We start from the raw sequence: 20,436 nt of genomic DNA, 5'->3' as shown, positions 1-20,436 counted from the left end.
AGGGACCACCGGCCACCACGCCGACCAGGTGTTCGCATACTTAGTCCGCCGGGTGATCGGGGCAGTGTTCCTGCTCATCATCGTCACGGCCGTTACGTTCTCGATCTTCTTTCTGGTGCCCCGGCTCGGCGGCGCGACCGCGGACGACCTGGCGGGGCGCTATGTCGGCAAGAGTGCCGGCGCGGCGCAGATCCACGAGACGGCAGTCAGGCTCGGCTTCACCGACCCCCTGTACCAACAATACGGCCGCTTCATCAAGGGCTTGGTCGTCGGCCAGGACTACAACTACGGTCCCTCCACCGAGCACTGCCCGGCGCCGTGCTTCGGTTACTCGTTCCTCACCCAGCAGCCGGTCTGGCCGGACCTTGTCGCCCGAATACCGGTCACGATATCGCTGGCGGTCGGTGCTGCCGTGATCTGGCTGATTGCCGGTGTTGGGACCGGTGTCATCTCGGCGCTCAGACGTGGATCGGTGCTGGACCGATCACTGATGTCGGTGGCGCTGGCCGGTGTCTCGCTACCGATCTTCTTCACCGGTCTGCTCGCGTTGTCGATCTTCAGCTACGGTCTTGGCTGGACCGCGCAGGGCGGGTCCAACCCGATGGACGCGTCCAATCCGCTCGAGTGGGCCTACGACCTGATCCTGCCCTGGACCACACTCGCGTTCCTGTATGCCGCGGCGTATGCACGACTCACCCGGGCGGGCATGCTGGAGACCATGAACGAGGACTACGTCCGGACCGCTCGGGCCAAGGGCCTGACCGAACGGACCGTGGTGACCCGCCACGGCCTGCGGGCGACACTGACCCCGATTCTGACCATCTTCGGCCTGGACGTCGGTCTGTTGCTGGGTGGTGCGATCCTGACCGAGACCACGTTCTCGCTGCCCGGCATCGGTCAGTACGCCGTCATCGCACTGCGGGCGAACGACCTGCCCAAGGTGCTCGGCGTGACCCTGGTCGCCGCGTTCTTCATCGTGCTGGCGAACCTGATCGTCGACCTCATGTACGCCGTCGTCGACCCGAGAGTGCGGATCCAGTGAGCGAGCCCCAAGTCAACCAGCAGCCGCAAGACACCGTCCAGCGCATCGAGCGCGGCGAGGCGTTCCTCGACGTCCGGGATCTCAAGGTGCACTTCCCGACCGACGACGGCGTCGTGAAGTCCGTCGACGGGATCTCGTTCAAGCTCGAGCGGGGGAAGACGCTCGGCATCGTGGGCGAGTCCGGCTCGGGCAAGAGTGTGACCAGCCTGTCGATCATGGGCCTGAACCCGCCGGGTGCGGCCAAGATCAGTGGCGAGATCTTCCTCGACGGCCAGGACCTGGTCTCGTCGACGCGCGAGGAGGTCCGGCAGCTCCGCGGCAAGCGGATGGCGATGATCTTCCAGGACCCGCTCTCCGCGATGCATCCGTTCTACACCGTCGGGCACCAGATCATCGAGGCGTACCGGGTGCACAACCAGGTGAGCAAGCAGGTCGCGCGCAAGCACGCGATCGAGATGCTCGACCGGGTCGGCATCCCGCAGCCGGACAAGCGCGTGGACGCGTACCCGCACGAGTTCTCCGGCGGTATGCGGCAGCGGGCGATGATCGCGATGGCGCTGTCCTGCGACCCCGACCTGCTGATCGCGGACGAGCCGACCACCGCGCTCGACGTGACCGTACAGGCGCAGATCCTGGACCTGATCCGGGACCTGCAGCGCGAGTTCAACTCGGCGGTCATCATCATCACCCACGACCTCGGCGTGGTCGCCGAACTGGCCGACGACATCCAGGTGATGTACGCCGGCCGGGCGATCGAGTACAGCACCGCGGAGGACATCTTCGACCGCCCGCAGCACCCGTACACGTGGGGTCTGCTCGGCTCGATGCCCCGCATCGACCGGGAGCGCAGCGAGCGACTGATCCCGATCAAGGGCACGCCGCCGAGCCTGATCAACGTGCCGAGCGGATGCCCCTTCAACCCGCGCTGCGACTACGCGCACCTGACCCGCGGCGCCAGCGAGACCGAGCGTCCCGAGCTGCTGGACATCGGCGACGGTCACATGGTCGCCTGCCATCTCACCCCGGAGCAGCGCAAGCAAGCCTGGGAGACCGACATCAAGCCGAAGCTGTGAACGGGACGACGACTGTGACGACTGCGAATACCGACCCAACCGCCGTCCCGGGCATTGTCGAGCCGAAGATCGGCGAGGAACTGCTGTCGGTCAGCGGCTTGGTGAAGCACTTCCCGATCCGCAAGGGCGTGCTGCAGCGCCAGGTCGGCGCCGTCCAGGCGGTCGACGGTCTGACGTTCAACGTCACCCGCGGCGAGACCCTGTCGCTGGTGGGGGAGTCCGGTTGTGGCAAGACCACAACCGGCCGGCTGCTGACCCGTCTGCTGGAGCCGACGTCGGGCACGATCACCTTGGAAGGCCGGGACATCAGCCACCTCCGCGAGGGCCAGATGCGGCCGCTGCGGAGAGACGTGCAGATGATCTTCCAGGACCCGTACGGCTCGCTGAACCCGCGGCACACGGTCGGCAAGATCGTCGGCGCGCCGTACAAGCTGCAGCATGTCAAGACCGAACAGGGCACCAAGAAGGCGGTCCAGGAACTGCTCGAACTGGTCGGCCTGAGCCCGGAGCACTACAACCGGTACCCGCACGAGTTCTCCGGCGGTCAGCGCCAGCGCATCGGCATCGCCCGTACGCTCGCCCTCCGCCCGAAGCTGATCGTCGCCGACGAGCCGGTGTCCGCGCTGGACGTGTCGATCCAGGCCCAGGTGGTGAACCTGCTGGAGGACCTGCAGGAAGAGTTCGATCTGACGTACGTGATGATCGCTCACGACCTGTCCGTCGTACGGCACGTGTCGGACCGGGTCGCGGTCATGTACCTCGGCAAGATCGTCGAGCTCGCCGACCGGGTCGACCTGTACGAGAGGCCGATGCACCCCTACACGGTCGCGCTGCTGTCGGCCGTCCCGGTCCCCGACACCAAGCGCAAGGCCAAGCAGGACCGCATCCGCCTCCAGGGTGACGTCCCCAGCCCGATCAACCCACCGCCGGCCTGCCGCTTCCACACCCGCTGCTGGAAGGCCCAGGACATCTGCAAGACCACCGAGCCCCCGCTGCTGCAGCTGGCTCCCGGCCACCAAACCGCCTGCCACTTCCCGGAGAACCAGCCCTCCGACAAGCCTGTGGCTCCGGCCCCGAGCCCGGACACACAGGACAGCTGAGGTCAGTGGCTGGGCGTCGCCTCGAGGAGTAGCCGCGCGATCAGGGCGTGGCCGGCGGCGTTGGGGTGGTCGCCGTCAGGGGCCAGCAGGGTTGTGACGTCGGCGGCATTGCGCTCGAAGGGCGTGTAGATGTCGACGTACGTGGCGTCGCCCGTTTGGGCGGCGCCGGCGATCGCGGCGTTGACCTGGAGGGTGAGTTGGTCGGTGGCCGCGCGACCCGTGGCCGGGAAGGTACGGCGGGCGACCTCGCCGTCCTCGAAGACGTTCCAGTAGCCGGTGGCCAGGATCGTGGTCGGCCGGCCGCCGCGCAGGGCGTGGATGCGGCCGAGGATCCGGTGCAGGTTGATGGCGAGTTGTTCGCGCTCGTCGGCGACGCAGTCGGTGTCGGTGCAGCGGCCGGCGGTGACGTCGTCGTGGTGGTCGCCGAAGTCGTTCGCGCCGATGGTGAGCAGCACGATGTCGGCGACGGAGATCGCTTGCTCCGTGGGGGAGTTGGGCTGGTCGAGCCGCCGGAGCAGACCGATGCTGTCGAGGCCGCCCGCGCCGAGGTTGTCGACGGTGACGGTGTCGCCGGTCCGGGTGTGCAGAAGGTCGCCGTACATGCTGGGGAAGGCCGCGCAGCTGCAGGCCGTGCCTGAGGTGACCGAGTCGCCGAGCGCGACGACGTGGAGCTGAGCGACCGGAGGAACCGGTGGGACCGGTGGGACCGGTGGGACCGGTGGCCGTGGTGCGGCGCTCACCACGCCGCCGCCGGCCAGGATGGCGACGAATGCGATGAGAAGCAGCGCGGTGATGAACCGTCGCAGTCTGGGCATCACGCCGGTTTCGAGGACCTCGCTTCACGGTGCGCCGTGACGGCGGCGAGCTGGTTGACCAACCAAGGGTAGGCGGTCGCGAACGCGGGACCGGCGAACTGCCAGACGTGGCTGCCGGGAAAGACCTCGACCTGGGACCAGATGTCCACCTTGGCCGCGGCCTGGGAGAGCTCCTCAGCCTCGTGCTGGTGCCGGGGCTCGGCGGTGCTGGTGAGGAACAGGCCGCTCACGCCGCGGTACCGGCCGTGGGCAGGCATGACCAGGAGCGGTTCGTTCGCCTGCTCGGCGGCGACGTTCCCGCCGTACAGATCGGCGAGGGTCTGGGCCGGGTCGCCGCTGTTCGGGGCCAGGTCGCCGGAGATGTCGACGAAGTGGGTGAAGGTCGACGGGTGCTCGACGACCAGGTCGAGGGCGCAGGTGCCGCCCATCGAGAATCCGGCGACGGCCCACTGCGCCGGATTCCGGGACGCGTCGAAGGTGTGCTCGATGAACTGCGGGATGTCCTGGTAGAGATGGTCGGCGGAGTTGCCCCGCGGGCCGTTCACGCACTCGGTGTCGTTGCTGAACCTCGCGATCGAATCGGCGAAGACGAGGATCGGCGCGTACCCGTGGTGGCGGCGGGCGTAGTCGTCCGACGTCTGTACGGCGTTGCCGAGCCGGACCCAGTCACCCGGACCACCGCGCTCGCCGCCGATGAGCTCCACCACCGGCAGCGCCGGGCGGTGACGGCCGCGGAACCAGATCGGCGGCAGGTAGACCAGCTCCTGCCGGTGCCGGAAGCCGCTGTACGCCGGTGGGATGTTCACCGCGACCAATCGACCGGCCGGCGGGAGTTTCGCCGTACCGGCGTCGTGTGCCAGCCCGGACATCGATTCCTGACCGGGCAGCGGGGTGTGGGTCCAGTCGTTCACCGCCGCGGAGATGGTCGGGTAGTAGCCGACGAACTGGTTGATCTGGTTCGCGAAGACCAGCGTCGCGAGCGCGATCGCCACGACCGCCGTCCCGCGTCGCCACCAGCGCGCGCTCCGCCACCCTGCCGCCAGCACGATCAACGCCGCCAGCGCGGCCCCGAACCAGAGCCAGACGTGGAACGGCAGCGGGTCGGTGACGCCAAGCAATCGTGCCGCCGGATACGCGGCGATCAGCGTCCCGAACGTCGCCCCACCGACGATCATCGGCACCGCCCGTACGCGCCACTGCCGATCTCGCCACCCCACCGCGACCACTAGGGCAGCAACGGCCACGACATCCAGCATCGCCGGCAACCAGCCCCCGAGCAGCGACACGTTCATCCAACCCCTCCAGAAGCCGAGCAGCCCCAAACCACAGACGCCGACCAAGCCGAGCCGGTTGGCATGAAGTCAGATCTGCGGCTGGAGACGGTTACCGTTCAAGCATGGGGCATCCCCTTGATCATCTGGTGTTTGCTACTCGCGATCTGGCCGGGACCATCGCCTGGTTCGCCGAGGCGACTGGGGTTCAGCCGGCTGAGGGCGGGCGTCATGACGGACGTGGCACTCGGAACTATCTGGTTGGTCTGGGACCTACGGCGTACCTCGAGATCATCGGGCCAGACCTGGAGCGCCCGGCGAGCCGGCCGGCGCCGTTCGGGATCGACGAGCTGGTCGGAGCGCGGCTGGTGACCTGGGCTGTGCGGCCGGACGACATCGAGTCCGCCGCTGTCGCGGCGCGGGCGGCCGGGGCGGATCTCGGGCCGATCCTGCCGATGTCGCGGACGACGCCCGACGGTGAGGTGCTGAGCTGGCGGCTCGCGACGGTGTACCCGGCGCCGTACGACGGGATCGTGCCGTTCCTGATCGATTGGGGCACGAGCCGGCATCCCGCCGCCTCCGGGTTACCGACTGCCGATCTGGTCGAGTTCGAAGCCACGCACCCACGCGCGGACGAGGTGAGCGCCGTACTGGACGCCTGCGATGTCAGCTTGCCAGTGGTGGCCGGCGCGGCGGGTTTGCGAGCCGTTGTCGCCGGGCCGGGAGGTACCTGCGTGCTCCTGTGAGGTCACCGTGTGTCGCAGTCGGGGGCCTGGGGCGCGGCGTTCGACAATGTCGAACGACGGGCGTTGTGCCGCCTCGCGATCGCTCCTAGATTCCGGACAGCCGTGGTCGTCACGGCGTGGAAGGGAGGCTCGGTATGGCTACGACCGAAGCGGTCAAAGCACGAACCCTTCTGGCTGAGTGTTCCTCGGAGTTCGCGGGAACGTTCATCCTGATCCTGTTCGGTGTGGGCGTGGTGGCCCAAGTGGTGGCAGGTGGTATCGGGAATCACGACTCGATCGCATGGGCCTGGGGTATCGGCGTGACCATGGGCGTGTACGTGTCGGCCCGGATCAGCGGCGCCCACATCAATCCCGCGGTCACGATCGCCCTGGCGGCGTTCCGCGGGTTCGCCTGGCGGAAGGTGCTTCCGTACATCGGTGCGCAGTTCCTCGGCGCGTTCGTGGCGGCTCTGGTGGTCCGCTGGAACTACAACGCCGTTCTGGAGAAGTTCGACCCTGGCCTGACCATCAAGAGTCAGGGCGTGTTCTCGACCCTGCCGGGCAACGGCCGGACGGATCTCGGCGTCGGCGTGTGGGGCGGTTTCCTCGACCAGATCATCGGCACCGCGATCCTCATGATGGTCATCCTGGCCATCGTCGACCTGCGCAACACCGCCCCCGCAGCGAACCTGGGCCCGTTCCTGATCGGCCTGCTGGTCGTCGGCATCGGAATGGCCTGGGGCACGCTGGCGGGTTACGCGATCAACCCGGCGCGTGACTTCGGGCCGCGACTGGCCTCCTACCTGACCGGATACGGAGGAGCCTTCAAGGACCAGTTCGGAGACCTCTATTTCTGGGTCCCGATCGTGGGACCGATCATCGGCGGGCTCATCGGCGCACTCCTCTACGACCTGCTGGTCGGCCGGAACCTGCCGGTCGGTGACGTCGACGAGGAGCCGGGCCGGGTACCCGACGAGGAGACCGCAGCATGACGCATCGCGCCACAGAGCAGTGTGAGGAGAGGACTTTCCATGGCTGACTTCGTCGGTGCCGTCGATCAAGGCACCACGAGCACCCGATTCATGATCTTCGACCACTCCGGCAACGAGGTGGGTATCCACCAGCTGGAGCACGACCAGATCCTGCCGCAGGCCGGCTGGGTCGAGCACAACCCGGTGGAGATCTGGGAGCGGACCAGCTCGGTCATCCGGACCGCGATGAACGCGCAGGGGCTGCAGGCCAGCGACCTGGCGGCGGTCGGCATCACCAACCAGCGCGAGACCGCGGTGGTCTGGAACCGCAAGACCGGGCGGCCCTACTACAACGCGATCGTCTGGCAGGACACCCGGACCGACCGGATCGCCTCCGCGCTGGACCGTGAAGGCAAGGGCGACGTGATCCGGCAGAAGGCCGGTTTGCCGCCGGCGACGTACTTCTCGGCCGGCAAGATCCAATGGATCCTCGAGAATGTCGACGGGGTCCGCGCGGCCGCCGAGGCCGGTGACGCCGTCTTCGGCAACACCGACACGTGGGTGCTGTGGAACCTGACCGGCGGCACCGAGGGCGGCGTCCATATCACCGATGTCACGAACGCCAGCCGCACGATGCTGATGAACCTGGAGACGCTCGACTGGGACGACGAGCTGATCTCGTTCTTCAACATCCCGCGCCAGATGCTGCCCGAGATCCGGCCGTCGTCGGACCCGAACAAGTACGGCGAGACCCTCGCGAACGGCCCGCTGGGAGGCGTGGTGCCGCTGACCGGCGACCTCGGCGACCAGCAGGCGGCGACCGTCGGCCAGGTCTGCTTCAACCCGGGCGAGGCGAAGAACACCTACGGCACCGGCAACTTCATGCTGCTGAACACCGGCACCGAGCTGGTCCGGTCGAAGGCGGGCCTGCTCACCACGATGTGCTACAAGTTCGGCGACGAGGCGCCGGTCTATGCGCTGGAGGGCTCGATCGCGGTGACCGGGTCGGCCGTCCAGTGGCTGCGGGACCAGCTCGGCATCATCTCCGGCGCGGCGGAGACCGAGACGCTGGCCCGGCAGGTCGCGGACAACGGTGGCGTGTACTTCGTGCCCGCGTTCTCCGGCCTGTTCGCGCCGTACTGGCGCTCCGACGCCCGCGGTGCGATCGTCGGACTGTCCCGGTTCAACACCAACGCCCACCTGGCCCGAGCAACACTGGAAGCGATCTGCTACCAGAGCAAGGACGTCTCGGACGCGATGGAGAAGGACTCCGGCGTCAAGCTGGACGTGCTCAAGGTGGACGGTGGCATCACCGCCAACGAGCTCTGCATGCAGATGCAGGCCGACATCCTGGGTGTGGCGGTGAGCAAGCCGGTCGTGGCGGAGACCACGGCACTCGGGGCGGCGTACGCGGCCGGCCTGGCGGTCGGCTTCTGGAAGAACAAGGAAGAGCTCGTCCAGAACTGGAACGAGGACAAGCGGTGGGAGCCGCAGTGGAACGACGAACAGCGGGCCAAGGGGTACGCCGGCTGGCAGAAGGCGGTCCAGCGCACACTTGACTGGGTCGACGTCGGCTGATCAGGCGGTATCCGCAGTAGGTAACGGAATCGGAAGGAACAGCACAGTGGGCGTAGTGGCTCTGTCACCGCAAGCGAGGGCCGAAGCGATCGACGCGATGGCCGACGGACGGGAACTGGACGTCCTGGTGATCGGTGGCGGGGTGGTCGGCACCGGGTCAGCGCTGGACGCCGCGACCCGAGGCCTGACCACTGGACTGCTGGAGGCGCGCGACTTCGCGAGCGGAACCTCCAGCCGGTCCAGCAAGCTCGTCCACGGTGGCCTGCGCTACCTGGAGATGCTCGACTTCCGGCTGGTACACGAGGCGTTGCAGGAGCGTGGTCTGCTCCTGCAACGCCTGGCACCGCATCTGGTGAAGCCGGTGCCGTTCCTCTACCCGCTCCAGCACCGGTGGTGGGAGCGGTTCTACGCCGGCGCCGGCGTGGCCCTGTACGACGGCATGGCCGTCAGCTCTGGTTTCGGCGCCGGACTGCCGCTCCACCGGCACCTGACCCGCCGCGGCGCGATGCGGCTGGTCCCGAGCCTGCGGAAGTCCGCCCTGATCGGCGCATTGCAGTACTACGACGCCCAGGTCGACGACGCCCGGCACACGATGGAGCTCGCCCGGACGGCTGCGTCGTACGGCGCTCACGTGGCCAACCGGGTCAAGGTCACCGGCTTCCTCCGGCAGGGCGAGCGTGTCACCGGGGTGCAGGCCAAGGACCTGGAGAGCGGCCGCGAGTTCGAGGTTCGGGCCAAGCAGGTCGTGAACGCGACCGGCGTCTGGACCGACGACACCCAGGCGATGGTGGGGGAGCGCGGTCAGTACCACGTGCGCGCCTCGAAGGGCATCCACCTCGTCGTCCCGAAGGACCGGATCCAGTCCAGCACCGGGATGATTCTGCGGACCGAGAAGTCCGTGCTGTTCATCATCCCGTGGGGCCGGCACTGGCTGATCGGCACCACCGACACCGACTGGCACCTGGACAAGGCCCACCCGGCCGCGACCAGCAAGGACATCGAATACCTGCTCGAGCACGTCAACGCGGTCCTCACCACGCCGTTGACTCGCGAGGACGTCGAGGGTGTGTACGCCGGGTTGCGGCCGCTCCTCGCCGGTGAGTCGGAGAGCACGTCGAAGCTGTCCCGCGAACACGTCGTCGCACATACGGCACCGGGTCTGGTGGTCGTTGCCGGCGGCAAGTACACGACATACCGGGTGATGGCCAAGGACGCGATCGACGCCGCCGCGGCGGCCCTGGACGGCCGGGTGCCCAAGTCGGTCACCAAGACCACCCCACTGGTCGGCGCCGACGGCTACCACGCGCTGTGGAACCAGCGGCACCTGATCGCGCAGCGCTCCGGCCTGCACGTGGCCCGGATCGAGCACCTGCTGAACCGGTACGGCGCGATGATCGACGAGGTCCTCGCGCTGGTCGAGGAGGACCCGACGCTCGGTGAGCAGCTGCCCGGCACGCAGGACTACCTGAAGGCCGAGATCGTGTACGGCGCCAAGGCCGAAGGCGCGCGCCATCTCGACGACATCCTGGCCCGCCGGACCCGGATCTCGATCGAGGCCTGGGACCGTGGGGTCGGCGCCGCCGAGGCCGCGGCCCGCCTGATCGCCCCGACCCTCGGCTGGGACGAGGCGGCGATCGAGCGCGAGGTCTCGGTCTACCTCCGCCGGGTCCAGTCCGAGCGCGACTCCCAGGAGCAGCCCGACGACGAGTCCGCCGACAAGGTCCGCCTCGAGGCGCCCGACATCGTGTCGCCGGCCTGACTACAGGCTCTGGTCCTCCGGGCGGATCCAGTTGAAGGTGCGCTGGACGGCGGATTTCCAGTTCGTGTACTCGGTCTCCCGGCGGGCGGGATCCATGTGCGGCAGCCACTGGCCGGCGCGGTGCCAGTTGCTGCGGAGCCCCTCGAGGTCGGGCCAGTAGCCGACCGCCAGGCCAGCGGCGTACGCCGCGCCGAGCGAGACGGTCTCGGTCACCATCGGGCGCACCACGCGTACGTCGAGCAGATCGGCCTGGAACTGCATCAGCAGGTTATTGGCCGTCATCCCACCGTCGACCTTCAGCGCGGTCAGCGCGATCCCGGAGTCGGCGTTCATCGCGTCGACCACCTCGAGGGTCTGGAACGCGGTCGCCTCCAGCACCGCGCGGGCGAGATGGCCCTTGGTGATGTAGCCGGTCAGCCCGGCGATCACCCCGCGCGCCTCGCTCCGCCAGTGTGGCGCGAACAGGCCGGAGAACGCCGGCACGATGTACGCCCCGCCGTTGTCCTCGACCGTCCGAGCCAGCGTCTCGATCTCGGCCGCGGTATGGATCATCCCGAGCCCGTCCCGGAACCACTGCACCAGTGAGCCGGTCACCGCCATCGACCCTTCCAGCGCGTACGACGCCGGGTGGTCACCGATCTGGTACGCGACCGTGGTCAGCATGCCGTGCTTGGACCGGACGATCTCCTGCCCGGTGTGCAGCAGCAGGAATGAGCCGGTGCCGTAGGTGCACTTCGCCTCACCGGCACTGAAGCAGGTCTGCCCGAACAGTGCGGCCTGCTGATCACCGAGGGCCGCGCCGATCCGGACTCCGGGCAACACCTCGGTCGCGGTCGCGAAGACCCCGGACGACGGGCGGATCTCCGGCAGGATCGCGCGCGGTACGTCGAACGCTTGCAGCAGCCGGTCGTCCCATTCGAGCGTCTCGATGTTCATCAGCATCGTACGGCTCGCGTTCGTCACGTCGGTGGCATGCAGTCCACCGGCAGCGCCGCCGGTGAAGTTCCAGATCAGCCAGCTTTCCATCGTGCCGAAGAGGATCTCGCCGCGCTCGGCGCGTTGCCGTAGACCGGGTGTGTGGTCGAGCATCCACTTGATCCGCGGCGCGGAGAAGTACGTCGTCAACGGGAGACCACACAGATCCGCGAACCGGTCTGGGCCTTCGGTGCCGGCCAGTTCGGTGACGAGCCGGTCCGTCCGGGTGTCCTGCCAGGTCACCGCGTGACCGATCGGCCGGCCGGTGATCCGGTCCCAGAGCAGACTGGTCTCCCGCTGGTTGGCGATGCCGATGGCAACAATTTGGGCCGGCGAGGCGCCGATCTGCCGGATCGCGGCGGGCACCACGCGGGTGACGTTGTTCCAGATCTCGCCGGCGTCGTGCTCGACCCAGCCCGGCCGGGGGAAGAGCTGGTGGTGCTCCCGCTGTGCCACCGACACCAGCCGCCCGCGCCGATCGAAGAGGATGCACCGCGTCGAGTTCGTCCCCTGATCCACCGCGGCCACGTATTGCTCAGCCATCTGCCCAACCCCCGATCACCCGCCGGCCGGTTCTCCGCGACCGACTCGGCCCACCCGTCAAGTGTCCTCCCGGAGGTCACGACCGATGGCCTCCGCGGTGGCACGAACCATGCTGACCAGGTCGGCGCGGTGCCGCAGGCGGCTGTCGCAGATCCGCTCGACCCGCCCCGCCAGCCCGACCGCGCCGACCACCAGCCCGCCGAGGCCCCGGATCGGAGCGGCGATGCCGGCCAGCTCGACGGTGTATTCCTCGAACTCGCTGGCCCAGCCCTTGGCCCGGACCGCAGCCAGTTCGTCGGCGAGCCGGGCCGGGTCGATGATCGTCCGGGTCGTGTACGCCTCCAGCTTGTGCGGCCGGGCGGCGCCGCTGGTGTCGAACGCCAGCACGGCCTTGCCGAGAGCGGTCGCATGCGGCGGGAGCGTCGTACCGACGTCGAGGTCCTGGTCGCTGTCGTCCGGCCGGAAGACGTGATGGACGACCACGACCTTGCCTTCGACCAGGCGGCCGACGCGGACCACCTCGCCGCTGCGGGAGGCCAGCGAATCAGCCCAGTTGATCGCGCGGCTGCGGAGCTCGTTCGGATCCAGGTAGCTCTCGCCGAGCCGGCCGAAGGCGTCGCTCAGGTGGTAGTGCGCGCCGGTGTGGTCCTGTTCGACGAAGCCGACCTGGTGCAGGGTGCGCAGAATGCCGTGCACGGTCGTCTTCGCCAGCCCGAGCGCGTTGCCGAGGTCGGCCACTCCGAGCCCGTTGGGCGCGGCGGCGAGCAGTCGCAGCACGGCCGCAGCCCGCTCGATCGACTGCACTGTGCCCGGCACAATCGCAGGCTACCTGCGATGGCAGTGGTATGGCTGTAGGTCGCCTCTACTCCGTGGCGATCGCCTGCAGGACGTCCAGACGCGCTGCACGCCGTGACGGCCAGACCGCAGCGAGTACGCCGACGACCGCGGCCGCCAGCGCGGCGACCACCAGCTGGAGCACCGGGATGTCGCGGACGTTCAGGCCGTTGTCGACCATCGCGGACTGGATGGACGCCGCGAACAGCACCCCGATCGCCAGCCCCAGCAGGGCGCCGAGCAACGAGATCGCGATCGACTCGACCCGGAGCATCCGGCGCAGCTGCGGGCGGTCCATGCCGATCGCCCGGAGCAGGCCGATCTCGCGGGTCCGCTCGACCACGCCGAGTGCGAGCGTGTTGATGATGCCGAGGATCGCGATCAGGATCGCCAGCGCGAGCAGCATGCCGACCGCGGCCAGCGCGCTGTTGACCGGTCCGCGGGCGCCGGCCGCGTACGCCTGCTGATCGCGGACCTGGATCGACGGGTAGTCCTTCAGCCGGCCGAGGATCAGGGCGGCGACCGGCGCCACTTGGGTGCCCTGGGCAACTTCGACGTACAGGACGGAGTCGCTCGCGGTGCCGCCGACGGACTCGTACGCCGGGAGCGACAGGACGATCGCGTTCAGTTGACGGTTCGGGGCCAGGATCCCGCCGACGGTGAGGCGGTGCTTGCCCGTCGTCGTGGTGAGGTCGAACGTCTTGCCGACGCTCAGGCCGAGGGTCTTCGCCAGATTCCGGGGGAGGACTGCCTGGCCGTCGTGCAGTCCGGCCGCCGAGCCCGCGTCGAACTTCGTGGTGATCGACCCGTCGAGGGTGCCATCGCTGACACCGCTGACCTGCACCGCGGAGTCACCGACCTGCCCGGCCTGCTGCCGGAGCTGATGCACCGACTGGACGCCGGAGACCTTCGAGACCCGGTCGGCGACCTGCGGGCTGAAGCTGGCCGGGCCGTCGGAGGTGATGACGAGCTCCGCCGTACCGAGCTCGTCGGCGATGTTCTTGTCGATCGACGCCTTCGCCGACGCGGCGATCACCAGCAGGCCGCTGATCAGCGCGACCGAGATCATCAGGGCGGACGCCGTGGCCGAGGTCCGCCGTGGGTTCCGCTCGGCGTTGCGGCGCCCCAGGGTCACCGGGGCCTTGCGCCCGAACGGCCACATCAGGGCGCGAACGACGTACCTGCTGATCAGCGGGCTCACCATGACGACGCCGAGCACGGTGATCGCGGCCCCGAACCCGATCAGGACGGCGCCGGGGAGAGCACCGGCGCTCAGCCCGATCAGGTACAGCGTCACGGCCATGAGCAGCATGAACGCGCCGATGAGGACGCGCGCCAGCAGCGAGCGCTCCGGCAGCGTCACGTCGTCACGCATCGCGGCGACCGGCGGGAGCTTGCCTGCCCGGCGCGCCGCCGGGTACGCCGACGCGATCGTGACACCGATGCCGATCAGGTAGCACGTGATCACGGTGGCGGCGCTGACCTGCATCGGCGCGGTCGGGATCTGGATGTCGAGGTGCTGGTAGAAGAACCGGATGCCCGCCGCCACACCGATGCCGACGAGCAGACCGAGGGTCGAACCGATCACGCCGATGACGAGCGCCTCGGCCAGGACCGTGCCGGTGACCTGGCCGCGGGACGCGCCGATCGCCCGGAGCATCGCCAGCTCGCGGGATCGCTGCGCGACCACCATCGCGAACGTGTTGACGATCAGGAACGTCCCCACGAACAGTGCGAGGCCGGCGAACAGCATCAGCACGGTGCTGAGGCCGCCGAACGTGTTGTCCAGGTCGTTCTGGCCATCGACGGTGACCTGGGCGGCGGTGCGGACCTTGACCGAGTCGCCGGTGGTCTGCGCGATCGCGTTGCGCACGGTGCCGGGATCGGCGCCGGATTGGACGGCCACGCTGATCGACGTCCAGCCCGGCTCGCCGAGCAGGAACAGCTGCGCGGTGACGGCATCGAAGGTGACGAGCGGTGCGCCGGCCGAGATCCCGGCCAGACCGGGCGTGGTGATCGCGGTGAGCTTGGCGGTCACGGCCCTGGTCGGGGTGACGATCCGGACCTGGTCGCCCAGGTCGTAGCCCAGGCGGGTCGCGGTCGACCGGTCGAGGCCGAGTTGGCCCACGCCCCAGGGCAGGTCGCCTTCGAGGAGTTTGAACTGTGCGGTCCGGGAGTCCCGCGGCCACGCGGAGCCGAAGCTGGGCAGGCCGTACGTCTCCATCGGCTTCCCGTCCGGGCCGAGGATCTGTACGCCGCTGACCAGGAGCTGCGGGTTCGCACTCGCGACACCGGGTACGGCGGCGACGCGCTCGACCAGTGTGGAGAGGAAGGTCGCGGGCCGGTCGGTCCCGGCGTCGATCGGCGTGACGGGCGTGACGGTGATGTCCGCCGTACTGGTGGTGAAGTTCTTCTTCAGAGCTGCGGAGAGGGTGTCGGTGAAGACCATCGCACCGCCGGCGAACGCGACGCCGAGCAGGACCGCGACCGTGCACAGCACGAAGCGGAGCCGGTGCGCGAGGACCGAGCGCAGGCCGAGCTTCAGCATCAGCCGGCCACCGCGGGGTCGAGCGTCTTCATCGTGTCGAGCACGGTTTCGGCGGTCGGGTCGAGCAGCTCGGACTCGAGCCTGCCGTCGGCCAGGAACAGCACGCGGTCGGCGTACGAGGCCGCGGTCGGGTCGTGGGTGACCATGACGACGGTCTGACCGAAGTCACGGACGGACCGATGCAGGAAGCCGAGTACGTCGGCCGACGAGCGCGAATCGAGGTTCCCGGTCGGCTCGTCGGCGAACACCACGTCCGGCCGGGAGACGAGCGCCCGAGCACACGCCACCCGCTGCTGCTGGCCGCCGGACAACTCGGACGGTTTGTGCCCGAGGCGGTCGGTCAGGCCGATGGTGTCGATCACGGTGGTGAGCCAGTCCTGGTCCGGCTTGCGGCCGGCCAGGTCGACGGGGAGCGTGATGTTCTCGAGCGCGGTCAGGGTCGGGACCAGGTTGAACGCCTGGAACACGAATCCGATCCGGTCCCGGCGCAGGTGGGTGAGCTGCTTCTCGGGCATCCGGGTGAGGTCGACGTCGCCGAGGAAGATCTGTCCGTCGGTCGGCTTGTCCAGGCCGGCGAGGCAATGCAGCAGGGTCGACTTCCCGGACCCAGAGGGCCCCATGATCGCGGTGAACCGGCCCTTCCCGAAGTCGGCACTCACGTCCGCGAGCGCGTCGACCTGCGTCTGGCCGCCGCCGTACCGCTTCCACACTCCGACAGCACGCACCGCAGCCGTGTCAAGCACACTCATGCGACGAACGCTATCCACCCAGGGTTCCTCCGGGGGCGGGTGGCTGGCCTCAGCCGTCGACGCCGACCAGATCCACCCCGGCGGATTCGGCCGCTACCTCCTCCACCGAGCGGGTCGGGAGGGGAGGGGGTGTGCCGCCCCAGGCGGGGCAGAGGGCCTTGTGGTCGCACCAGTCGCAGAGCGGGCCGGGGCTCGGGCGCCAGTCGCCTGACTCGAGGGCGCGGGTGATCGCCGTCCACAGGGCCGAGATCTTGCGTTCGCAGGCGCGGAGGTCGGCCTCGTCGGGGACGTAGCGAACGATCTCGCCGTTGCCGAGGTAGACGAGCTGGAGCATCGCGGGCACCACGCCGCGCAGCCGCCAGAGCACCAGCGCGTAGAACTTCATCTGGAACAGAGCCTTGGCCTCGAAGAACTCCGACGGCGACCGGCCGGTCTTGTAGTCGACCACGCGGATCTCACCGGTCGGAGCGACATCCAGGCGGTCGACGTACCCGCGCAGGACCAGGCCGGACTCCAGCGCGGTCTCGACGTACAGCTCCCGCTCGGCCGGCTCGAGAGCATTCGGGTCCTCGAGGGTGAAGTACTTCCCGAGCAGCTGGTGCGCCTCGGCCAGCCACTTGGCCAGCTCCTCGCCGCTCGCGTCCTCGGCGAACAGCTCCGCGACCTCCGGCTCCATCTCCAGGACGTGCTGCCACTGCGGCTCGAGCATCTCGGCCGCGTGCTCCAGCGTCCGCTGACCGCGCGGCAGGTCGAACAAACGCTCCAGCACACCGTGCACGACGGTGCCCCGGACCGCGGCGGACGACGGCTTCTCGGGCAGCCGGTCGATGACGCGGAAGCGATACTTCAGCGGGCAGCTCATGAAGTCCGCGGCCCGGGACGGCGACAACGCCCCACGGGGATGCCCATGCACATCGACTTCGGCTGCAGAACTCATCCACGTCCTCGCTTCGCTCCGGGCGCGGCTGAGGCACAAGACGCGCTGTGCCTGATGATGACCTCGCTCCGCTCGCTCATACCCAAGACCCTAGGCGAGTCCATGGACACTTCGCGTGCGCACCACCCGGGTCTGTGGAAAACCTGTTCACAGCGAACTCCCAGCGGACTTTCGGCCGACCATCGGCTCCAGTTGCCAGGCTGGTCCCATGACGCCGCCACCGAAACCACCCCGTGAACACGACCTGGGGCTGGAGTACGACCTGGGCACGCTGCATCGTCGACGCTTCCTCGGCCTCTTCGCGGGCGCCGGCCTTGCTGCGGTGGCCGGCTGCTCGGCGGACGACACCGGCTCGGTCACAGCCGATCCGACCGCTGCCTCGACCTCGCCGACGGCGTCCACCACCTCCGGTGCGACGGACGTCGACGAGATCCCGCAAGAGACCGGTGGGCCGTATCCGGCTGACGGCTCCAACGGACCGAACGTGCTGACCGAGTCCGGCATCGTCCGCAGCGATATCACCAAGTCCTTCGGATCCGCATCCGGCGTGGCGAGCGGCGTACCCCTGACTGTCGAGCTCACCATCCTCGACGCGGACAAGGACACCCCGCTGAACGGCGCGGCCGTCTACCTCTGGCACTGCGACGCCCAGGGCCGCTACTCGCTCTACTCCGACGGCGCCACCGACGAGAACTATCTCCGCGGCGTCCAGGCCGCGGACTCCACCGGCAAGGTCACCTTCACCACGATCTTCCCGGCGGCGTACATGGGCCGCTGGCCGCACATCCACTTCGAGGTCTACTCGAGCCTGAACGACGCGACCGCGGCCGGGAAGATCACCAGAACCTCCCAACTCGCCCTGCCCAAGGACGCGTGCGACACGGTCTACGCCACCGACGGCTACGACGGCAGCGCCCAGAACCTGGCCCGGACATCCCTGGAGAACGACAACGTGTTCGGCGACGACGGCGGCGTACATCAGCTCGCGACGGTCACCGGAAACGCGACCGAGGGGTACGTCGCCACGCTCGGCGTCGGCGTGTGAGGTGGGTATGTAGCGTGGTGTTACCGCCGGACAAGTAGCGTTGGGTCGATGCCAGAACCGCGCGATCCCCAGAACCCCGCCCAGCCGGCCGGCCCACCACCGGGAACCTGGGTGATCGGTCGTGTCCGCGGCATCCGGCTGACCATGCGGTTCACCTGGCTGCCGGTGGCGATGCTGCTGGCGATCGGGTTCGCCGCCATCATCGGGCAGCAGTTCCCGGATCTGGGCGGCTGGCGCTATCTGGCCGCGTTCGCGTTCGTGGTCGCGTTCACACTGTCGATCCTGGTGCACGAGCTGGCGCACGCCTTGATGGCGATGCGGTTCGGCATCCCGGTGTCCGAGATCAACCTCGGCTTCTTCGCGGCCGGCACGCATATCGAGGGCGAGCGGAAGTCACCATTCGAGGAATTCGCCGTCTCGGTGGTCGGCCCGGTCGCCTCGCTGATCGTCGGCGGGCTCGCCTACCTCGGCTCCCGCGCTTTCGACGAGGGCGTCGGGTACGTCGCGCTCTGGGAGCTCGGCATCGCGAACCTGATCGTCGGCGTCACCAACCTGCTCCCCGGGCTGCCGCTGGACGGCGGCTGGGTGCTGCGGGCGGCGGTCTGGAAGTTCACCGGCAACATGCACACCGGCACCGTCGTGGCCGCGTGGGCCGGCCGGGTGCTCGCGTTGCTGGTACTGTCGGCCCCCGTCCTGATCGAGGAGATCTGGAACCGGCAGCCGTCGTTCATCGACTTCATCATCGCGGCCCTGGTCGGATGGTTCCTGTGGATGGGGTCCACAGCGTCGCTGATGCAGGCCCGGCTCCGGCGCAAGCTGCCCGCCCTGCAGGTCCGCACGCTGGCCCGCCGCGCGATCGCGGTCCACTCCGGTACGCCGATCTCCGAAGCGGTCCGGTTGGCCGGGGCGTCGCAGGCCGGAGCGGTCGTGGTCATCGACGGCGACGGCAAGCCGCACGCGCTGGTGTCCGAGTCCGCGGTGACCGCCGTGGCACCGAACCAGCGCCCGTGGACCACCGTGAGCGAGGTCGCGACGCGCATCGGCGCGGGCCACATCATCGGCATCAACGACACCGGCGAGGAGATCCTCGCCACCGTCCGCGAGCACCCCGCCTCGGAGTACCTGGTCCTGGACGCCACCGGCGCCGTGTACGGCGTACTCGCGACCGCCGACATCGAACGCGCGTTCCGCGGCCGCTGAATTCCCCACCCCACCCCACCCCACCCCGGCCTACCCCGCCGCCTCCACTCCACCTCGCCGCGCCCACCCCGTCCGCTCGGCGAACCCTCTAGCTCAGGGGATAACCACCGAGGTGGAGGGTTGCCCCCTGAGAATCTGAGTGGGCAACCCTCCAAGTCAGTGGATATCCACCGAGGCGGAGGGTTGTGGCGAGGGGCGGCGTGGGTGGTGGTGGGATTCGGGGATCGGGGTGACTCAAAGTTAAGGTGAGCGCCTTATGGCTGACTTGCGCGACTTTCCCGACCAGGCGTTCTCCGGGGTCCATCACGGCCCCTTGCAGGCGGGGGAGTGGATCACCCTGCAGGACTCCAAGAACCGGCGGCACTCGGTGTTCCTGGAGCGCGGGAAGATCTTCCACACCACCAAGGGCGGGATCGCGCACGACGACCTGATCGACGGGCCGGACGCGGTCGTGATCAGGTCCAAGGGCGGCGTCGAGTACCTGGCGTTGCGGCCGTTGATGGCCGACTACTCGGTGTCGATGCCCCGGGGCGCGGCGGTGATCTATCCGAAGGACACCGCGCAGATCGTGACGATGGCCGACATCTTCCCGGGCGCGAAGGTGGTCGAGGCCGGGGCCGGCTCCGGCGCGCTGACCACGGCGCTGCTGCGGGCGGTCGGGATCCACGGGCAGGTCGTCTCGTTCGAGCGGCGGGAGGACTTCGCCGAGGTCGCCCGGAAGAACGTGACCGGTTTCTTCGGCGGCGAGCACCCGGCCTGGCGGCTCGAGGTCGGCGACCTGGTCGAGAAGCTGAACGAGCAGGACGTGGACCGCATCGTCCTGGACATGCTGGCCCCCTGGGAGTGCGTTGACGCCGCCGCTGAGGCGCTTTCACCCGGTGGCGTGCTGTGTGCCTATGTGGCCACCACGACGCAGCTGAGCCGGTTTGTGGAGACGCTGAGGGCACACGGTGAGTTCACGGAGCCGCGCGCCTGGGAGTCGCTCGTGCGAGACTGGCATGTAGAGGGTCTCGCGGTCCGCCCGGGACACCGAATGCAAGGTCACACAGCTTTTCTGGTCACCGCTAGGCGGATGGCGCACGGGGTGCAGGCACCCCGCAAGAAGCGCCGGCCCGCACCAGGCGCATACGGCGACGACTACGTGGGGCCGCGCCGTGCCGAGACATCCGACGACATGCCGAAGGCAACTGATTCATCCGCAACCGACACGTGATGGGATACAGCTTGCCCGGCGAGGTTTTCTGGGTAAGGTCCATAGGGTCGAGCCCCAC

Annotated in this window: 17 protein-coding genes; 10 read left to right on the top strand and 7 right to left on the bottom strand. The window is 68.9% G+C overall.

Annotation, left to right across the window (positions count from 1 at the left end; translation table 11 throughout):
• Positions 1 to 28: 28 nt before the first annotated feature.
• Genes OG558_RS35375 through OG558_RS35365 form a run of 3 tightly spaced genes read left to right on the top strand, consistent with a single transcriptional unit; the run spans position 29 to position 3,215 of the window.
• A complete protein-coding gene (locus tag OG558_RS35375; RefSeq protein WP_405066870.1) occupies positions 29 to 1,042 on the top strand; it encodes an ABC transporter permease in 1,014 nt (337 codons plus the stop codon).
• Positions 1,043 to 1,086: 44 nt separating this feature from the next.
• A complete protein-coding gene (locus tag OG558_RS35370) occupies positions 1,087 to 2,115 on the top strand; it encodes an ABC transporter ATP-binding protein (RefSeq protein WP_405072259.1) in 1,029 nt (342 codons plus the stop codon).
• A 14-nt stretch (positions 2,116 to 2,129) separates the two neighbouring features.
• The gene (locus OG558_RS35365; RefSeq protein WP_405066869.1) at positions 2,130 to 3,215 is read left to right on the top strand and encodes an ABC transporter ATP-binding protein; all 1,086 of its coding nucleotides are present in this window, start codon (positions 2,130 to 2,132) and stop codon (positions 3,213 to 3,215) included.
• A gap of 2 nt (positions 3,216 to 3,217) precedes the next feature.
• Here the strand turns inward: OG558_RS35365 and OG558_RS35360 are convergent, their stop codons facing one another.
• Together OG558_RS35360 and OG558_RS35355 are read right to left on the bottom strand one after the other, a co-directional pair.
• Positions 3,218 to 4,030, bottom strand: a complete 813-nt coding sequence (locus OG558_RS35360) for an SGNH/GDSL hydrolase family protein (protein ID WP_405066868.1) — start codon at positions 4,028 to 4,030, stop codon at positions 3,218 to 3,220.
• On the bottom strand, positions 4,030 to 5,322 hold the full coding sequence (locus tag OG558_RS35355; RefSeq protein ID WP_405066867.1) for an alpha/beta hydrolase: 1,293 nt from the start codon (positions 5,320 to 5,322) through the stop codon (positions 4,030 to 4,032). Before OG558_RS35355 ends, OG558_RS35360 begins: the two co-directional genes overlap by 1 nt.
• Positions 5,323 to 5,426: 104 nt before the next feature.
• Between OG558_RS35355 and OG558_RS35350 the strand changes: the two genes are divergently transcribed.
• The 4 genes from OG558_RS35350 (at position 5,427) to OG558_RS35335 (ending at position 10,334) form a co-directional block, all read left to right on the top strand.
• On the top strand, positions 5,427 to 6,047 hold the full coding sequence (locus tag OG558_RS35350) for a VOC family protein (RefSeq protein WP_405066866.1): 621 nt from the start codon (positions 5,427 to 5,429) through the stop codon (positions 6,045 to 6,047).
• Positions 6,048 to 6,181: 134 nt separating this feature from the next.
• Positions 6,182 to 7,018: an MIP/aquaporin family protein gene (locus OG558_RS35345; protein ID WP_405066865.1), complete on the top strand. Its 837-nt coding sequence runs from the start codon at positions 6,182 to 6,184 to the stop codon at positions 7,016 to 7,018.
• A 39-nt stretch (positions 7,019 to 7,057) separates the two neighbouring features.
• Entirely contained in the window at positions 7,058 to 8,575 is a 1,518-nt protein-coding gene (glpK, locus tag OG558_RS35340) for a glycerol kinase GlpK (RefSeq protein WP_405066863.1), read from the top strand.
• 46 nt (positions 8,576 to 8,621) lie between these two features.
• A complete protein-coding gene (locus tag OG558_RS35335; RefSeq protein WP_329476821.1) occupies positions 8,622 to 10,334 on the top strand; it encodes a glycerol-3-phosphate dehydrogenase/oxidase in 1,713 nt (570 codons plus the stop codon).
• Here the strand turns inward: OG558_RS35335 and glpK (OG558_RS35330) are convergent, their stop codons facing one another.
• The 5 genes from glpK (OG558_RS35330) to OG558_RS35310 are packed head-to-tail and all read right to left on the bottom strand — an operon-like array spanning position 10,335 to position 16,920.
• Complete coding sequence (gene glpK, locus OG558_RS35330; protein ID WP_329476823.1) at positions 10,335 to 11,852, bottom strand: glycerol kinase GlpK; 1,518 nt, start codon at positions 11,850 to 11,852, stop codon at positions 10,335 to 10,337.
• A 57-nt stretch (positions 11,853 to 11,909) separates the two neighbouring features.
• A complete protein-coding gene (locus OG558_RS35325) occupies positions 11,910 to 12,668 on the bottom strand; it encodes an IclR family transcriptional regulator (RefSeq protein WP_405066862.1) in 759 nt (252 codons plus the stop codon).
• Positions 12,669 to 12,714: 46 nt separating this feature from the next.
• A complete protein-coding gene (locus OG558_RS35320; protein WP_405066860.1) occupies positions 12,715 to 15,234 on the bottom strand; it encodes an ABC transporter permease in 2,520 nt (839 codons plus the stop codon).
• On the bottom strand, positions 15,234 to 15,983 hold the full coding sequence (locus OG558_RS35315) for an ABC transporter ATP-binding protein (protein WP_405066859.1): 750 nt from the start codon (positions 15,981 to 15,983) through the stop codon (positions 15,234 to 15,236). The genes OG558_RS35320 and OG558_RS35315 overlap by 1 nt, the downstream gene beginning before the upstream one ends.
• 49 nt (positions 15,984 to 16,032) lie before the next feature.
• The gene (locus OG558_RS35310) at positions 16,033 to 16,920 is read right to left on the bottom strand and encodes a RecB family exonuclease (RefSeq protein WP_405066858.1); all 888 of its coding nucleotides are present in this window, start codon (positions 16,918 to 16,920) and stop codon (positions 16,033 to 16,035) included.
• A 208-nt stretch (positions 16,921 to 17,128) separates the two neighbouring features.
• Here OG558_RS35310 and OG558_RS35305 point away from each other — a divergent pair, with 208 nt between their 5' ends.
• From OG558_RS35305 to OG558_RS35295, 3 genes are all read left to right on the top strand, one after another.
• Positions 17,129 to 17,965, top strand: coding sequence for an intradiol ring-cleavage dioxygenase (locus OG558_RS35305; RefSeq protein WP_405066857.1), 837 nt, complete (start codon positions 17,129 to 17,131; stop codon positions 17,963 to 17,965).
• A gap of 48 nt (positions 17,966 to 18,013) precedes the next feature.
• Positions 18,014 to 19,165 (top strand): site-2 protease family protein, encoded by a 1,152-nt coding sequence (locus OG558_RS35300; RefSeq protein ID WP_405066856.1) that lies wholly within the window; start codon positions 18,014 to 18,016, stop codon positions 19,163 to 19,165.
• A gap of 256 nt (positions 19,166 to 19,421) precedes the next feature.
• Positions 19,422 to 20,378 carry a tRNA (adenine-N1)-methyltransferase gene (locus OG558_RS35295; RefSeq protein WP_329476838.1) on the top strand — a complete coding sequence of 319 codons (957 nt, stop codon included), beginning with the start codon at positions 19,422 to 19,424 and terminating at the stop codon, positions 20,376 to 20,378.
• Positions 20,379 to 20,436: the final 58 nt, after the last annotated feature.

Origin of the sequence: Kribbella sp. NBC_01510 (assembly GCF_045040325.1) — a bacterium.
Lineage (GTDB): Bacteria > Actinomycetota > Actinomycetes > Propionibacteriales > Kribbellaceae > Kribbella.
This window is presented reverse-complemented; position numbering and strand designations above follow the sequence as displayed.

What these genes read in the sequence shown, in the direction of transcription:
- OG558_RS35360 (WP_405066868.1), bottom strand. Translation starts at nt 4,030, where the DNA reads ATGCCCAGACTGCGACGGTTCATCACCGCGCTGCTTCTCATCGCATTC.
- OG558_RS35355 (WP_405066867.1), bottom strand. Translation starts at nt 5,322, where the DNA reads ATGAACGTGTCGCTGCTCGGGGGCTGGTTGCCGGCGATGCTGGATGTC.
- OG558_RS35350 (WP_405066866.1), top strand. Translation starts at nt 5,427, where the DNA reads ATGGGGCATCCCCTTGATCATCTGGTGTTTGCTACTCGCGATCTGGCC.
- OG558_RS35345 (WP_405066865.1), top strand. Translation starts at nt 6,182, where the DNA reads ATGGCTACGACCGAAGCGGTCAAAGCACGAACCCTTCTGGCTGAGTGT.
- glpK (WP_405066863.1), top strand. Translation starts at nt 7,058, where the DNA reads ATGGCTGACTTCGTCGGTGCCGTCGATCAAGGCACCACGAGCACCCGA.
- glpK (WP_329476823.1), bottom strand. Translation starts at nt 11,852, where the DNA reads ATGGCTGAGCAATACGTGGCCGCGGTGGATCAGGGGACGAACTCGACG.
- OG558_RS35320 (WP_405066860.1), bottom strand. Translation starts at nt 15,234, where the DNA reads ATGCTGAAGCTCGGCCTGCGCTCGGTCCTCGCGCACCGGCTCCGCTTC.
- OG558_RS35315 (WP_405066859.1), bottom strand. Translation starts at nt 15,983, where the DNA reads ATGAGTGTGCTTGACACGGCTGCGGTGCGTGCTGTCGGAGTGTGGAAG.
- OG558_RS35310 (WP_405066858.1), bottom strand. Translation starts at nt 16,920, where the DNA reads ATGAGTTCTGCAGCCGAAGTCGATGTGCATGGGCATCCCCGTGGGGCG.
- OG558_RS35305 (WP_405066857.1), top strand. Translation starts at nt 17,129, where the DNA reads ATGACGCCGCCACCGAAACCACCCCGTGAACACGACCTGGGGCTGGAG.
- OG558_RS35300 (WP_405066856.1), top strand. Translation starts at nt 18,014, where the DNA reads ATGCCAGAACCGCGCGATCCCCAGAACCCCGCCCAGCCGGCCGGCCCA.
- OG558_RS35295 (WP_329476838.1), top strand. Translation starts at nt 19,422, where the DNA reads ATGGCTGACTTGCGCGACTTTCCCGACCAGGCGTTCTCCGGGGTCCAT.